The sequence below is a fragment of the Microcella pacifica genome, from assembly GCF_009371975.2.
Lineage (GTDB): Bacteria > Actinomycetota > Actinomycetes > Actinomycetales > Microbacteriaceae > Microcella > Microcella pacifica.
The window spans coordinates 38,583-53,979 of sequence record NZ_VIKT02000005.1; the positions used below are offsets into that span (position 1 = coordinate 38,583).

Below are 15,397 nucleotides of genomic sequence, written 5' to 3' on the forward strand. Positions count from 1 at the left end.
GGAGCCCGACCCTGGGGAGCAATGACCGAGCACACAGCGCCGCCGGCAGCGGCATCCGATCCTGCGCCCGAGCGCCCGCGCTCGCGCCAGCGCAGCGCGCTGCTCTTCCTGCGCGACGTCGTCGTCATCGTCGCGGCGGCGCTCATCATCTCGTTCCTCATCAAGACGTTCCTCATCCGCTCGTTCTACATTCCGAGCGAGTCTATGGAGAGCACTCTTCTCGTCAACGACCGCATCATCGTCAACCAGCTCGTGCCCGACCTCGTGGCCGTCGAGCGCGGCGACGTGATCGTGTTCCGCGACCCCGGCAGCTGGCTGACGCCGGTGCCCGAGCAGCCGCGCTCGCCTCTCGAGGAGGGTGTCGACACGATTCTCGCCCTGGTCGGCCTGAGCGCCTCCGACAGCGACGAGCACCTCGTCAAGCGCGTCATCGGCCTGCCGGGCGATCGCATCGTGTGCTGCAACGATCTGGGCCAGCTGAGCATCAACGGGGTGCCGCTCGATGAGCCCTACGTCGTGCTGCCCGAGGGGCGCGTCGACGTGAGCGGCAGCGACTTCCAGCAGGACATCCCGGCGGGGCAGCTGTGGGTCATGGGCGACAACCGCTACGACTCGAGCGACTCGCGCATCAACGGCCCCGTGCCGATCGACGACGTCGTGGGGCGCGCATTCGTCGTCAGCTGGCCGATCGAGCGCTGGGGCTGGCTCGACAACTACCCGCTCGTCTTCGACGGGGTCGACCCCCGGCCGTGACCGTCGCCGACCCCACTCTCGAGGTCGAGAGAGCGCTCTTCGCCGAGGGCGCCCCCGTCGTGATCGGCTGCGACGAGGTCGGTCGCGGTGCGATCGCGGGCGTCGTGGCCGTGGGCGTGTGCGCGATCGTCCCTGGTGGGGATGCCCCTCCCGCGGGCCTGCGCGACTCCAAGCTGCTCAGCCCCGCCAAGCGCGAGCTGATCGCACCCCTCGTGCACGAGTGGGCGGCCGCGGTCGCCGTGGGGGAGGCCGAGCCGGGAGAGGTGGACGCGCACGGCATCATCGCGGCTCTCGGGCTCGCGGCGCGCCGCGGGCTCATCGCCCTGCACGAGGCGGGCATCGACGTGGGTGCCTCGACGGTGCTGCTCGACGGCAGCCACGATTGGCTGACGCCGGCGCTCACCTCGCCTCCGAGCATCCGGGTCAGGCCGAAGGCGGATCGCGACTGCGCCTCGGTGGCGGGCGCTTCGGTCGTCGCGAAGGTGCATCGGGACGCCCTCATGGTCGCCGATGCGACGCGGTGGCCGCAGTTCGGCTGGGACGGCAACAAGGGCTACGGCAGCCCCGCGCACCTCGCCGCGGTCGCGGAGTTCGGGCCGAGCCCCCGGCATCGGGTCACGTGGCTCAAGCTCCCCGCGACGGCCGACGGCGCGCCCGACACGACGGTCTAGACTGCACCCGATGGACGACGACGATTTTGACGACTACGACCGCGAGGTCGAGCTCGCCCTGTACCGGGAGTACCGCGACGTGGTGTCGCAGTTCCAGTACGTGGTGGAGACCGAGCGACGGTTCTACCTGGCCAACGAGGTCGAGCAGGTCGTGCGCGAGGTCGCGGGAGACTTCTACTTCGAGCTGACCCTCACCGACGTGTGGGTGTGGGACGTCTACCGCGCCGACCGCTTCGTCAAGAGCGTGCGCGTGCTGACGTTCAAGGACGTCAATGTGGAGGAGCTCGGCAAGAAGGACCTCAAGCTGCCGCGTGAGCTCGCGATCGACGAGTAGCGGTATCGGGATGCGCCCCGCGCTCCCGAAAAAACAGTTAACCCGCGCGAAACAGATCCGGCGTACTGTGAGCTTGACGCTGACCCGAACGAGCGTCACCTCCGTCCTCCTACCCGAGGGGCACACCGCTGTGACCACCCGTTCCCGCGGCGCTCGCGCCGCCCTCGCCAGTGTGCTCGTGGCCGCCTTCGCGGCGGCGAGCGTCGTCGCCGTGAGTTCTGCTGCGCAGGCCGCGCCTCTCGCCCCCGTCATCTCCGCGGCCGCGACCGACATCACGGGCTCCGTATCGGTGTCGGTCGACCTCGAGGACGGCATCGAGCAGACGGTGACGGTGTGGGCCGAGTACGTCGAGACAGGCGCCGTCACCGAGGGATGCGTCTTCACCGACACGGTCGATCGCGACTGCACGGCCGTGCTGCCCGCCGGCCAGTACGGCGACTACGAGCTCTTCGCGACGTCGACCGACGTCGACGGCACGAGCCCGGAGAGCAACAGGGCCACGGTGAGTTACGGGTCACCGGCGAGCGATCTCGTACTCGCGTCGCCCTTCGACCTCGACGCCTTCACGATCCCGACCCTCTCCGCTGAGGTCACGGGCACAGGCCCCGCGCTCGGCACGGTCGAGGTCTTCGCCTACCGAGTCGATGTCGGCATCGGCAGCGAGACGTCCCTGTGCTTCACGGGTGTGCCGGCGTCTGGCGCCTTCTCGTGCACGGTGCCATTCGGCGACTACGGCGTGTGGGCCGTGCGAGTCGTGGCCACCGACCTGGAGGGCGGCACGGCAGAGCGGCCGGGCGGCGAGCCCGACGCGATCGCCGTGAACGTCGCCCCGCCGCAGAACGGAATGTCGATCGCGACGGCACCCGGGGCTCTGACGGCCACCGCGACGGGCCTGGCCGAGACCGACGTCTCCGTGAGCTTCATCGTGGACTGGTTCGGCACCGGCTCCCTCGGTGCGCGGTGCCCGGCCGGATGGACGGGCGACTACCAGGAGCCTCCGACCGACGGCCCGACGGTGGTGTGCCTCGCGGAGAGCGTGCCTGCGGGCATCCACTTGTTCTCCTCCGTGCAGTTCATCAACGAGACGTTCTCGAGCGACCGCGGCGATGCCGTGTACGTACCGGCGACACCGACGGTCGCGGTCGACGCGGTGCCCGGCGGCGCGATCTTCAGCGGCTCGGTGGACACGCTCGCGGCCGAGCTCGCCGAGTCGGGCACGCTCCTGGACTACGTCGAGGTGCTCGTCCGAGACTCCGAGTCGACGGTCGTGTGCGCCGATGACGTCGACGCCGCCACCGGGCAGTGGTCGTGCACCACGGCCCTCGCCACCGGCGAGGAGACCTTCACCGCCGTCGCGCAGAGCGTCGGGTTCTCGGACGACCCCGGGGCGCCTGGTCAGGTCGTCGACTACTGGGACGGCATCTCGGCTCTCTCGGCCCCGGTCGCCGCGACGATCCCTCCCGGAGTCGTGCCGCCGCCTCCCACCATGACGTACGAGCTCGGCGCCGCCTCCGTGGGCGTGACGGCCGAGGGACTCGAGGGCTCGAGCGTCGGGGTCGAGGTCTACGACGTCGAGCCCGACGGCGAGGGCGGGTACTCGTTCGGCTTCCCGGTGGCCTCGTGCGGAGACCTGCCGGAGGGCGAAGGCGGGGGTGAGGGCGGAGGCGGCTTCGAACCGGAGTCTGCGCCCTTGTCGCCCGCGACCGTCGAGGAGTGCGTGTTCGACGAGCTCGAGCCGGGCATCTGGAACTTCTACGCCGTCCAGTCGTACTACTTCCAGCAGAGCGAGTACCAGGACGACTACGTGCTCATCCCCGAGGTTCCGACCTTCTCGGCCGCCCCGGGCTCCAACGGCCGGGTTCTCGCGAGCGGCGAGGGCGAGCCCGGATTCCGGGTGCTCGTGCGCGAGCTCGGCGGTGCGGGAGCCTGCACCGCCATCGTCGACACCGAGGGCGCGTGGAGCTGCTCGTTCGCCGGCGCATCGGGCCCCACGCTCGTGCGCGCCCAGCAGCAGTCGCAGGGCTTCGCCGCCGACCCCGGCCTTTACTACGAAGGGCTGGGCGACTCGTTCGACGGGTTCTCGGCGTACACCGCCGCTATCGAGGTCGTCGTGGCCGGGCCGGCCGCGCCTCCCGCGCCCATTCCGACGCCGACCCCGGCGGTCACTCCCGCTCCGTTCTCGTGGACTCTCGAGGGCTTCGACGGGCAGAACCTGCGACCCGGGCAGCGGCTGTCGCTCTCCGCGCGCGGGCTGCCTCCCGGCACGTCCGTCACGATCCAGATCTTCTCGACGCCGCGCACGCTCGGCACCTCGGTGGCGGACGCGAGCGGGCTCTTCGCCCTCGACGTGGTCGTGCCGGAGGATCTCGAACCGGGTGAGCACACGCTCGTCGCGACCGCGACGCCGCCGGGGGGCAGCCCCTCGGAGATCTCGACCCCGGTCATGGTCGAGCCGGCTCTCGATCCCGCGGGGCAGCCGCTCGAGGAGGGTGTCGACGAGGAGGCGGAGGAGAACTCTGGCGTCGGCGAGGGCGCTGGCGGAGCATCCGGATCGATCGCTCGCGACGACCCCGCCGCACCGTCTGAATTGACGAATGCGATTCCCACGGCCGCCGAGATCTTCCGCAGCCCCATCATCACGGTGACCGCGGGAGGTCTCGCGCTCGCGATCCTCCTGCTCGTGGCGTTCCCGACCGAGCTGCTCAACTCGACCCTCTCGGCGAACACGCGCCGGTTCGGGCGGGGCTTCGCCGCCTTCGAGCGCGGCGTCGATCGCGTGACCGACTGGTTCGCCGCGGTCACGCGCACGCGCGCCGCGGCCGCCGCCGTGCTCATCGTGCTCACGAGCGTCATCTTCGGCTTCATGGACCCGTCCTTCGGGTTCGACGCGGTCTCTCTGCGCCTCACCCTCGCGCTCGCGATCGGCCTCTTCCTCGTCACCTACATCTCGTCGTGGATCAGCGGGGCGATCATCTGGCGCGCGTGGCGCATCGAGACGAGCATCGGGCTGCAGCCGGCGGCGCTCGTCTTCGCGCTCATCGGCGTCGTCATCGCGCGCCTGCTCGAGTTCTCGCCGGGCTTCCTCATCGGCCTCGTCATCGGCCTCGAGATCGTGACCCGCGTCGGGGCACCGCACCGCGTGCGCGCCGTGCTCACCCAGCTCGGCGTGATGGTCGGCATCTCGGTGCTCGCGTGGGTCGGCTACTCGATCCTCACCGACGCGACAGCCGGCGACCTCGACTGGGTGACGGCGCTCGCGCTCGACTCCCTTGCTGCGGCGACCGCGGAGGGCCTCACGGCGGCGGCGGTCGCGATCCTGCCCCTCGGGTTCCTCGAGGGCCGCGAGATCTTCCAGCGGTCCAAGGCGCTGTGGGTCGGCGCGTTCCTCGTGACCGCCACGCTCTTCGCACTGCTGGTTCTCCCGACCGAGGACGGGATCGACGACATCTCGAACGTGGGCACCTGGTTCGTCGTGCTCGTCGCGTTCGCGGTCGTCACGCTCGCGCTGTGGGCGGTGCTGCACTACACGAACCCCGACCGGCACGCGGACGACGACGGTGCCGAGCAGGAGGGCGCCGAGCCCGGGGGCGCGCAGATGGAGACCGCCCCGCGCTGACGCTGCGCGTCTCCCTCACAGGCGGGTGAGCGGTAGGGGATGCCCCCGGTCGTCTCGAGGACGCTCCTGGCGCCCGCGCGCTCGGCATTCTCGGGGGCATGACACGCACGCAAGCGCTCGGTCGCAGCGGGGAGGACCTCGCGGTCGACCACCTCGAGGCCCAGGGCTACACGATCCTCGACCGCAACTGGCGGTGCTCGATCGGTGAGGTCGACATCGTCGCCCGGGAGGGCGCGACGACCGTGGTCGTGGAGGTCAAGACGCGGTCGGGGGCCGGGTTCGGGCATCCGCTGGAGGCGATCACGCACGCCAAGCTCGCGCGGCTGCGTCGGCTCGCGGCGGCGTGGTGCGAGGCCCACGGGCCGGTCGACCGCCTGCGGGTCGACGCCATCTCGGTGGTCGCCGACCGCGACGGCGTCGTCATCGAGCACGTGCGGCAGGTGTGCTGATGCCCGTGGCGCGCACGCTCGCGGTCGCCCTGCACGGGGTGGACGGGGCGCTCGTGGAGATCGAGGCCGATCTCGCGAACGGCCTGCCCGCGTTCACGATCATCGGCCTGCCCGACGCGGCGCTCGGCGAGGCGAAGGATCGCGTGCGGTCGGCAGCGAGCAACTCGGGGTGCGACCTGCCGAATCGCAAGGTCACGGTCAACCTCTCGCCAGCGTCCCTGCCCAAGCACGGCTCGGGCTTCGACCTCGGCATCGCCGTCGCGGCTCTCGCGACGGCAGGCGTCGTCACAGCGGAGGCGCTCGACGGCGTCGTGCACCTCGGCGAGCTGAGTCTTGACGGGCGACTGCGACCCGTCGCCGGAGTGCTCCCCGCCGTGCTGGCCGCCCGACGCGCGGGGGCGAGAGCGGTCGTCGTGCCGAGCGGCAATGCGGTCGAGGCGGGCCTCGTCGGCGGAATCCGCATCGTCGGGGCAGCGAGCCTGCGCCACGTGCTCATCCACCACGGCGCCGAGCTGGAGCCCGTGCTCGTCGAGCCGCTCGCCGGGGCGACCGCGGAGGAGCCGGCGGGGGAGGAGGGCGATCTGAGCGACGTCGTCGGGCACCCGGAGGCCGTCGAGGCGCTGCAGGTCGCGGCCGCGGGCGGGCATCACCTCATGATGCTCGGCCCTCCCGGTGCCGGCAAGACGCTGCTCGCCACGCGCCTGGCAGGCCTCTTGCCCGACCTCGACCCCGATGCGGCCGTGGAGGTCTCCTCCGTCCGCTCGCTCGCGGGCCTGCCCGTCGGATCCACGCTCGTGACGCGGCCGCCGGTCGAGAGCCCGCACCACAGCGCGACCATGGCCTCCCTCATCGGGGGTGGCAGCGGTCTTGTGCGGCCCGGCGCTATCTCGCGTGCGGCCCACGGAGTTCTCTTCCTCGACGAGGCCCCCGAATTCAGCGCCGCGGTGCTGGATGCTCTGCGCCAGCCCCTCGAGACCGGCCAGATCACCATCCATCGCGCGCGAGCCGTGGCGCGCTTCCCCGCACGGTTCCAGCTCGTGCTCGCCGCCAACCCCTGCCCGTGCGGCCAGGCCGAGTCCCTCGACGGGGCGTGCACCTGCACCCCCATGATGCGTCGCCGCTACCTCGGGCGGCTCTCCGGTCCGCTGCTCGATCGCGTCGATCTGCGGCTCACCGTGCGTCGCGTGGGCGCGGCGCAGATGACGGCGGGAGGGGAGGGTGCGGTGACGACGGCGGAGGCGCGGGCACGCGTCGCGGGCGCGCGCGCCCGCGCCCGCGAGAGGTGGGCCAGCGACGGGTGGTCGCTCAATTCGGCGGTGCCGGGCACGGTGCTGCGGTCGCCGGCCTGGAGACTCGCGCCGCGCGATCGCGCCGCCCTCGATCGCGCCCTCGAGCGGGGAGCTCTCACCATGCGCGGCTACGACCGCGTGCTGCGCATCGCGTGGTCGATCGTCGACCTCGACGGGGCCGATCGACCGAGCGCCGACCACATCGGTCGCGCTCTCTACCTGCGACAAGGACTGTGAGGAGCACCATGATGGACGACACGACGGTCGACTGGGGTCTCGATGCCGAGCGCATCGCGGTGCTGCTGGCTCCCCTGAGACGCCGCACTGCGACAGTGCAGGAGAAGAGCGTGCAGGGAAAGAGCATGCACGCGAAGAGCGAGCAGGAGAGCGTCGAGGCTGCGCGCGCTCCCACTCAGGACGAGCTCTTCGCGCGCGTTCTGTGGAGCGTCGTCGTCGAGCCGGGCGACTCCGTCGCCGGGCTCCTCGTGCAGGCGCTCGGCGCGGTCGGGGCGGCACGGCTCCTGCTCTCGCAACCCACACCGGAGGCACTCGTGCAGGCGCTCGGCTCGGAGCTCGAGCACGCTCTCGAGCTCGATGACGCGCAGCATGCCCTCGGCCGCTGGGCCCCGCGGCTGCGCGGCGGGGACGTCGTGCGCGCGCTGGAGTCGGCGGCGCGCTGCGGCGCGCACCTTCTCGTGCCCGGCGACCCGGAGTGGCCCCTCGCCGTCGACGACCTGGGTATCCACCGCCCGCACCTGCTCTGGGTGCGCGGGACGGTCGCGCTCCTCGCCCGCCCCTCCGTCGCCGTCGTCGGCGCTCGCGCGGCGACCGGCTACGGCGAGCACGTCGCAATGGAGTTCGCCGCGGGGCTCGCGGGGCGCGACGTCGCCGTGGTTTCCGGTGGCGCCTACGGCATCGACGGCATGGCCCACCGCGCGGCCCTCGCGAGCGGGGGAGCGACCATCGCGGTGCTCGCAGGAGGCATCGACCGCCTCTACCCGAGCGGCCACGAGGCGCTCCTCACCCGTATCTCCCAGCAGGGCGCGCTCGTCTCCGAAGTGCCGTGCGGAACCTCGCCGACGAAATGGCGCTTCCTGCAGCGCAACCGGCTCATCGCGGCGCTCGCGCGCGCAACCGTCATCGTCGAAGCGGGCTATCGCTCGGGCGCGCTCAACACTGCGCGTCACGCCGACACCCTCAGCCGCGAGGTCGGCGTCATCCCCGGCCCCATCACGAGCGCCGCGAGTGCCGGCTGCCACCGCCTCCTGCGCTCCGGCGGCGCGCAGTGCGTGACCTCCGTGCCCGAGGTCATGGAGCTCGCCTTCGGCGGAGACGCCGTCCTCGACCTCGGCGATGCGGGGACTCCCGACAGCGCCCGGGAGCCCGCCGCCCACACGCGAGTCCTCGACGCGCTCCGACCCCGGCGCGCGCAGAGCATCGCCGAGCTCTCCCGAGAAGTTGGAGAGGAGGAGAGCCGCGTACGCGCCGCCCTCGGCTCGCTCGAACTCGACGGCCGCGCCGCTCTCACTCCCGGCGGAGGCTGGGTGCGCGCACGATCCTGAAGCCCGGTCACCGAGGGCCGCTACCATTCCCCCATGACGCAGTTGGGCCAGTATCCGCCACCAGGGCACGTCGTCGTGCACATCTCCGACACGCACCTCCTCGGCGAGGGCCGCGAGCTCTACGGCTCCGTGCCCGTCGAGCAGCGCCTCGCCGACGCCCTCCGCCGCCTCGAGGCGGGCCCCATCGACCCCGACGCTCTCGTCTTCACGGGCGACCTCGCCGACCTCGGTGAGCCCGACGCCTACGTGCGCCTGCGCGCCGCCGTCGAACCCGTCGCCGAGCGGCTCGACGCGCAACTCATCTGGGTCATGGGCAACCACGACGAGCGCGCCCCCTACGCGAGCCTCCTCTTCGACGAAGAACCCACCGACAAGCCCCAAGACCGCGTCTACGACGTGCGCGGCCTGCGCATCATCTCGCTCGACACCACCGTGCCCGGCTACCACCACGGCGAGATCACCGCCGAGCAGCTCGACTGGCTGCGCGGCGTCCTCGCCGAACCGGCACCGCACGGCACCCTCCTGGCCGTCCACCACCCGCCCGTGCCGACCCCCCTCGAGGTCATGGCCGTGCTCGAACTGCACGACCAGCCCGCCCTGGCCGACGTCATCGCCGGCACCGACGTGCGCGGCATCCTCGGCGGCCACCTGCACTACTCCACCCACAGCACCTTCGCCGGCGTCCCCGTCTCCGTCGCCGCAGCGACGTGCTACACCCTCGACCTCGCCGCCGACGCGCAGCGCCTGCTGAGCGGCGTCGACGGCGGGCAGTCCTTCGACTTCGTCCACGTCTACGACGACCGCATCGTGAGCTCCACCGTGCCCGTCGGCTCCTTCCCCGAAGCGACCGGGTTCGCCGCCACCTACCGGCTCATGATCGACGCCATGGCTCCGGCCGAGCGGCTCGAGAACCTCTCCAGCAAGCAGTCGCCGCTCAACCTCAACGAGGCCGCCGCGAGCGACGACTGACTACGGTACGACGCCGCGCGAGCCCCACGCGGTGTCACGGTCTGGTTCCGCCCGCTCGGTCGGCGCGGCTCCTGGGCCCGGCGCGGCTACTGGGTCCTGGGTGGCGCGGCCCTGCGCGACGCCATCGCGGGGCTCAGCGTGGTCGCGATACTGCTCGACGACGCGCTGCAGATACCGCGTGATGGCCGCCTGCTCCGCGTCGTCGAAGTCGTCGAGCACCGAATCCACGCCGGCGATCATCGGCATGATGCGCCCCATCGCGCGCGCCGTCGACGCCTCCGACGCCACCACGCGGATGCCCCTCCGATCGCTCGGGTGAGGCTCCCGCCGCACGTGCCCGAGCGCCGTGAGCCTGTCCACGACCGTCGTCGTCGCCGCCGACGTCACCCCCAGCCGGCGCGACAGCTCCGACGGCGACAGCGGCCCGCTCATGATGAGGTGCTCCATGGCGTGCAGGTCGGTCGGGTTGACCGTGAGCTCCGAGCCGAGGGCGCGCTCGAACTCCTCCGTGACGTCCAGCAGCGCGCGCAGCAGCACCGTCGGCGGCCGCACGGCGGCCAACGACGGGGCGGTGGGCTCGGACGATTGCATGACGAACAGTTTATGACTACTGTGACTCGAAGTTCTTGTAATAAGACGATCTAAGTAAACTCGCACCTGCTGATCTGAACCGCTGACCTGCACCGCCGACCCGCGCGACCGACCTGCACCACCGGTCTGCGCAGTCGCTCTGCAGCGTCGGCTCGACCGCTCGGCCCCTGCCTCCCCGCGAAGGATTCCCTCACTCATGCGCACTCTGCTCCGGTTCATCACCGCCGCCCGCACCTCGTGGATCGTCCTCGTCGTCGCCCTCGCCGCCTCCGTCGCGATCTTCGCGGCCGGTTCGGGCAACGACGAGGAGACGGCGCCGCCCGTCGGGTTGCCCGACAGTGCCGAGGCGGCCCAGGTCGAAGCGCTGCAGGAGCAGCTTCCCAGCGCGGACGGCACCTCCGCGCTGCTCGTCTTCACGCGCGAGTCCGGTGAGCTCGACGCCGACGACATCGCCGCGATCACGGAGCGCACGACAGACCTGGCCGAGCTCTCCTCCGAGGATTTCGTGCCGCCGCCCGCGGTGTCGGAGGACTCCACGGTCGCCCTCGTCGCCGTTCCCCTCGACATCGTCTCGGATGTCGGCGTGCAGGCCGAGCGCGCCGACGAGCTGCGCGCGGTCTCCGCGGAGGGGCTGTCGGGCATCGACGTCTACCTGAGCGGAGCGGAAGGCTTCGAGGTCGACATCGCCGCGGTCTTCGAGGGCGCGGACTTCACCCTGCTGCTGACGACCGTCATCGTCGTCGCCGTGCTGCTCCTCGTCACCTACCGCAGCCCCTGGCTCTGGCTCGTGCCTCTCACGGTCGTCGGCATCGCCGACGGCCTCGCGGGCATCATCGCCGCGCGCGTCGCGGCCGCCCTCGGCATCGTTCTCGATGCCTCCGTCACGGGCATCCTCTCCGTGCTCGTCTTCGGTGCCGGCACAAACTACGCCCTCCTCCTCATCGCCCGCTACCGCGACGAGCTACGTCTGCACGAAGACAGGCGCGAGGCCATGCGTCGTGCCGTCTTCGGCGCCGGGCCCGCGATCCTCGCGAGCGGCGGCACCGTCGCACTCGCCCTGGCGACTCTCGTCTTCGCCGAGCTCGCGGGAAACCGCGCCCTGGGCATCGCATGCGCCACGGGCATCATCGTCGCGATGATCTTCGCGCTCCTCGTGCTGCCGGCAGCCCTCGTGCTCTTCGGTCGCGGCCTCTTCTGGCCATACATTCCGCGCTTCGGGGCGCCCGACGCGATCTCGCGCAGCCCGTGGGGCCGCCTGGGTCGCGGCGTCAGCAAGCGCCCCGTCACCGTCGCGCTCGCCGGTTTCGTCGCGCTCGGAGCACTCGCGAGCGGGCTCTTGTTCGTGCAGGTGGGCCTCTCGCAGAACGAACGCTTCATCGAGAAGCCCGAGGCCGTCGTGGGGCAGGAGATTCTCGCGGAGGCCTTCGCCGCCGGCAGCTCCTCGCCCGCCGTGGTCATCGCGCCGGTCTCAGACGGCGATGACGTCGTCTCCGCGCTCGCTGATGTGGAGGGCGTGGACGAGGCGACGCTCGGCGAGTCCGCGGACGACATCGTGCAGGTGGACGTCGTGCTCGCGGCCGACCCGGAGAGCGCGGAGGCCTTCGCCACGATCGAGCGGATGCGCGCCGAGCTCGACACCGTGGGTGACGGCTCGGCTCTCGTCGGCGGTCTCGACGCCCGAGCCCTCGACGTCGCGAACGCGCAAGAGCGCGACCAGGCCCTGGTCATCCCGCTCATCCTGGTGCTCGTGTTCCTCGTGCTCGCGATTCTGCTGCGCTCGCTGCTCGCCCCGCTCCTGCTGCTCATCGCCGTCGTCGCGAGCTTCTTCTCCGCCGTCGGCGCAGCGTGGTTCCTGTTCCAGACCCCGCTATTCGGCTTCCCCGCGATCGACACGAACGTGCTGCTGTTCAGCTTCCTCTTCCTCGTTGCGCTCGGCGTCGACTACTCGATCTTCCTCGTCACGCGAGCGAAGGAGGAGGCCGAGCATCTCGGCGTGCGCGAGGGCATGATCCGCGGGCTCGCGGCGACGGGCGCCGTCATCACGAGCGCGGGCATCCTGCTCGCCGCGGTGTTCGCGGTGCTCGGTGTGCTGCCGCTCATCACGCTCACCCAGATCGGCATCATCGTGTGCATCGGCGTGCTCATCGACACCCTGCTCGTGCGCACGGTCATCGTGCCCGCGCTCGCGTTCATCTCGGGAGACCGCTTCTGGTGGCCTCGGCGCCCGACGCTCACGATCGCCGAGGCGGAGGCGCGGGGGGCGAACGCGCAGAGCGGCCTCCTCGAGGCCGAGCCCGAGCCTGAGTCGGTCGCCGCGCGCTAGCGAGACGTGTCGCGCCCCGGGTCCCTGGCCCGGGGCGGTCATGCTGGAGGCGTGCACGAGCCGACGACAGCACTGCGCGAGGCGATCGACGAGCATGTGCGCGCTCTCGAGCTCGAGCGCGGCGTCTCGCCGCACACGCTGCGCGCCTACCGGGGCGACCTGCTGACCCTCACCGAGTTCGTCGAGGAGTGCGGGGCCGAGCCCGACCCGGCGCTGCTCGACCTCGAGCTGCTGCGGGAGTGGGTGTGGTGGCAGAACGAGCAGGGGCTCGCCGCCTCGACTCTCGCGCGGCGCACCTCGACGGTGCGCGGCTTCACCGCCTGGCTCGCGCGCACCGGTCGTGCGCCGAGCGACGCGGGCGCGCGCCTCAAGTCGCCGCGCGCCGATCGGCACCTGCCGCGCGTGCTCAGTCGTGCGCAGGTCGACGCCGTGCTCGACGAGCTCGCGGCACGGGCATCCACCGATGACCCCCTCGCGGTGCGCGACCTCGCGATCGTCGAGCTGCTGTACGCGAGCGCTCTGCGCGTGAGCGAGCTCGTCGGTCTCGATCTCGACCGCCTCGACGCGCAGCGGCGCACCGTGCGCGTGCTCGGCAAGGGGGCGAAGGAGCGCGTCGTCCCCTATGGGCTGCCCGCCCAGCGCGCCCTCTCGGCCTACCTCGAGCGGGCCCGGCCAGCGCTCGCGACGCCTGCCTCGGGCGCCGCGCTCTTCCTCGGCCCCCGCGGTGCGCGCGAGTCGGCGCGCGGGGTCTACGCCCTCGTCTCCCGCCTGCTCGCCGACCGTGGCGGAAGCGGCCCGGCGGGCCCGCACACTTTCCGCCACACGGCGGCGACCCACTTGCTCGACGGCGGGGCCGACCTGCGGGCCGTGCAGGAGATCCTCGGCCACGCGAGCCTCGGCACGACGCAGATCTACACGCACGTGAGCGCCGAGCGACTCGCCTCGGTCTACCGCACCGCCCACCCCCGCGCCTGACTGAGCCCGCGTCGGGGCGAGCGAGGCTGTGGCCGATGCCGCAGGCTCGAGCGGCAGCAGCACGGCCCGCTGCAGCCCGCCCAGGTAGAGCAGCGGCGAGACGTACTCGCCTGCGAGCCTCACGCCGAGGTGCACGCAGGTCCGCGCGCAGTGCCCGGGCAGCAGCGTGCCGATGGTCTCGCCGGCCTCGACACGGTCGCCCTCCCTCACGACCGGGTCGACAGGCTCGACCGTCACGAGCAGCGCTCCCGACCGGATCGTGACGAGCGGCCGATCGACGACGACCCCGGCGAAGTGCACGACGCCGCTCGTCGCCGCGCGCACCGGCACCCCGCTCGCGGTCGCAGCGAGGTCGGCCCCGCGGTGGCCGGCGCCGTAGGGGGTCGGGGGAGCGAGGAAGGGCCGCAGGACGACGCGCGGCCCCTCGACGGGCCACGTCCATGCCCCGGTGCCGCCCGGCGCGTGCCCGCCCGCCACCAGGAGCACGGCGAGGACGCAGGCGAGCAGAGAGCGCATGGGGGAAGAGTGGCCCGCGAGCGGGCATCCGGGCCCCTGCATCGCGCACCGGTGGATGACCGGGCGCCGGTGCGTGCCGTGGGGGAGCGGTGATATGCTGGCCATCGCAACCGGCTCGTTCGGTTGACTTCGCGTGCCCATCCACGGCGCACACCTCCCTCAGTCCCACTCGGGCCCCGCTAGCGCGGGGCGTGAACCGTGCGGGTGGGAGGCAGCGCCGGGCACCAGGGCTCTCGCCAACCGGTCAGAGAGCAACAACTGAGATCAAAGGAGTACGGCCATGGCCGTCGTCACCATTCGCCAGCTGCTCGACAGCGGCGTGCACTTCGGGCACCAGACCCGCCGTTGGAACCCGAAAGTCAAGCGCTTCATCCTCACCGAGCGCAGCGGCATCCACATCATCGACCTGCAGCAGTCGCTCGCCTACATCGACCAGGCCTACGACTTCGCGAAGGAGACGGTCGCCCACGGCGGCACCATCCTCTTCGTCGGCACCAAGAAGCAGGCGCAGGAGTCCATCGCCGAGCAGGCGACGCGCGTGGGCCAGCCCTACGTCAACCAGCGCTGGCTCGGTGGCCTCCTCACGAACTTCCAGACGGTCTCCAAGCGCCTCTCGCGCATGAAGGAGCTCGAGGAGATCGACTTCGACGACACGACGCAGGGCTTCACCAAGAAGGAGCTGCTCATCAAGAGCCGCGAGCTCAAGAAGCTGCACAAGTCGCTCGGCGGTATCCGCAACCTCACGAAGACGCCGAGCGCCATGTGGGTCGTCGACCCCAAGCGCGAGCACCTCGCGATCGACGAGGCCCGCAAGCTGGGCATCCCCGTCATCGGCATCCTCGACACGAATGCCGACCCCGACGAGCTCGCCTACCCGATCCCCGGCAACGACGACGCGATTCGCTCGGTCTCGCTACTGACGCGCATCATCGCGGATGCTGCTGCCGAGGGTCTCATCCAGCGCCACCAGAAGCCCGAGGCCGAGGGCAACGTCTCCGCCGTCGAGCCGCTCGCCGAGTGGGAGCGCGAGCTGCTCGAGCAGGGCAAGGACGAGTCGGGCGACGCGGCGAAGGCGGAGACGCCCGCCGGTCAGACCGAGGGCGTGGGTGCGACGGTCGAGGAGAACGACGCCGACGCGGCGGTCGCCACGACCGAGCCGACGACCGACGCCGAGCCGGAGCACGCCCCCGAGGCGCCCGCCGAGGCCGAGGCGAAGATCGAGGCCGAGGCTGCGCCCGACGAGAAGGAGCCGGCGGAGAAGAAGCCGGCCGCGAAGAAGGCGCCGGCCAAGAAGGCCCCTGCTGCCCCCAAGGCCGAGGCTGCCGCGAAGGACGACGCTCCCGCGAAGG

Annotated in this window: 11 protein-coding genes and 2 pseudogenes; 11 read left to right on the forward strand and 2 right to left on the reverse strand. The window is 71.8% G+C overall.

Features of this window, described 5'->3' with window-relative positions:
• The first annotated feature begins 21 nt into the window (after positions 1-21).
• From lepB to FK219_RS04180, 8 genes are all read left to right on the forward strand, one after another.
• Positions 22-753 (forward strand): signal peptidase I, encoded by a 732-nt coding sequence (gene lepB, locus FK219_RS04145; RefSeq protein WP_152583176.1) that lies wholly within the window; start codon positions 22-24, stop codon positions 751-753.
• Positions 750-1,424 carry a ribonuclease HII gene (locus FK219_RS04150; RefSeq protein WP_152583177.1) on the forward strand — a complete coding sequence of 225 codons (675 nt, stop codon included), beginning with the start codon at positions 750-752 and terminating at the stop codon, positions 1,422-1,424. The genes lepB and FK219_RS04150 overlap by 4 nt, the downstream gene beginning before the upstream one ends.
• A 10-nt stretch (positions 1,425-1,434) precedes the next feature.
• Positions 1,435-1,758, forward strand: coding sequence for a DUF2469 family protein (locus FK219_RS04155; protein WP_152583178.1), 324 nt, complete (start codon positions 1,435-1,437; stop codon positions 1,756-1,758).
• Positions 1,759-1,888: 130 nt separating this feature from the next.
• Positions 1,889-5,374: a spermidine synthase family protein gene (locus tag FK219_RS04160; RefSeq protein ID WP_152583179.1), complete on the forward strand. Its 3,486-nt coding sequence runs from the start codon at positions 1,889-1,891 to the stop codon at positions 5,372-5,374.
• Positions 5,375-5,472: 98 nt separating this feature from the next.
• Positions 5,473-5,823 carry a YraN family protein gene (locus FK219_RS04165; RefSeq protein WP_152583180.1) on the forward strand — a complete coding sequence of 117 codons (351 nt, stop codon included), beginning with the start codon at positions 5,473-5,475 and terminating at the stop codon, positions 5,821-5,823.
• Positions 5,823-7,349 carry a YifB family Mg chelatase-like AAA ATPase gene (locus FK219_RS04170; protein WP_152583181.1) on the forward strand — a complete coding sequence of 509 codons (1,527 nt, stop codon included), beginning with the start codon at positions 5,823-5,825 and terminating at the stop codon, positions 7,347-7,349. The genes FK219_RS04165 and FK219_RS04170 overlap by 1 nt, the downstream gene beginning before the upstream one ends.
• Before the next feature lie 8 nt (positions 7,350-7,357).
• Positions 7,358-8,674 (forward strand): DNA-processing protein DprA, encoded by a 1,317-nt coding sequence (gene dprA / locus FK219_RS04175; RefSeq protein WP_235923749.1) that lies wholly within the window; start codon positions 7,358-7,360, stop codon positions 8,672-8,674.
• A gap of 33 nt (positions 8,675-8,707) precedes the next feature.
• Positions 8,708-9,643, forward strand: coding sequence for a phosphodiesterase (locus FK219_RS04180; protein WP_152583182.1), 936 nt, complete (start codon positions 8,708-8,710; stop codon positions 9,641-9,643).
• Here FK219_RS04180 and FK219_RS04185 read toward each other — a convergent pair whose 3' ends face one another.
• Positions 9,644-10,234 (reverse strand): MarR family winged helix-turn-helix transcriptional regulator, encoded by a 591-nt coding sequence (locus FK219_RS04185; RefSeq protein ID WP_152583183.1) that lies wholly within the window; start codon positions 10,232-10,234, stop codon positions 9,644-9,646.
• Between the two features lie 196 nt (positions 10,235-10,430).
• Here FK219_RS04185 and FK219_RS04190 point away from each other — a divergent pair, with 196 nt between their 5' ends.
• Together FK219_RS04190 and FK219_RS04195 are read left to right on the forward strand one after the other, a co-directional pair.
• Positions 10,431-12,557, forward strand: coding sequence for an MMPL family transporter (locus tag FK219_RS04190; RefSeq protein WP_152583184.1), 2,127 nt, complete (start codon positions 10,431-10,433; stop codon positions 12,555-12,557).
• A 51-nt stretch (positions 12,558-12,608) separates the two neighbouring features.
• Positions 12,609-13,532, forward strand: coding sequence for a tyrosine recombinase XerC (locus tag FK219_RS04195; protein WP_407941882.1), 924 nt, complete (start codon positions 12,609-12,611; stop codon positions 13,530-13,532).
• Between the two features lie 153 nt (positions 13,533-13,685).
• On the opposite strand, the pseudogene FK219_RS04200 reads toward FK219_RS04195, so the two are convergent.
• Positions 13,686-14,189 (reverse strand): annotated as a pseudogene (locus FK219_RS04200) (peptidoglycan DD-metalloendopeptidase family protein); the annotation flags it as partial.
• 139 nt (positions 14,190-14,328) lie between these two features.
• Here FK219_RS04200 and rpsB point away from each other — a divergent pair.
• Positions 14,329-15,309: pseudogene (gene rpsB, locus FK219_RS04205) on the forward strand (30S ribosomal protein S2); the annotation flags it as partial.
• Between the last annotated feature and the right edge of the window lie 88 nt (positions 15,310-15,397).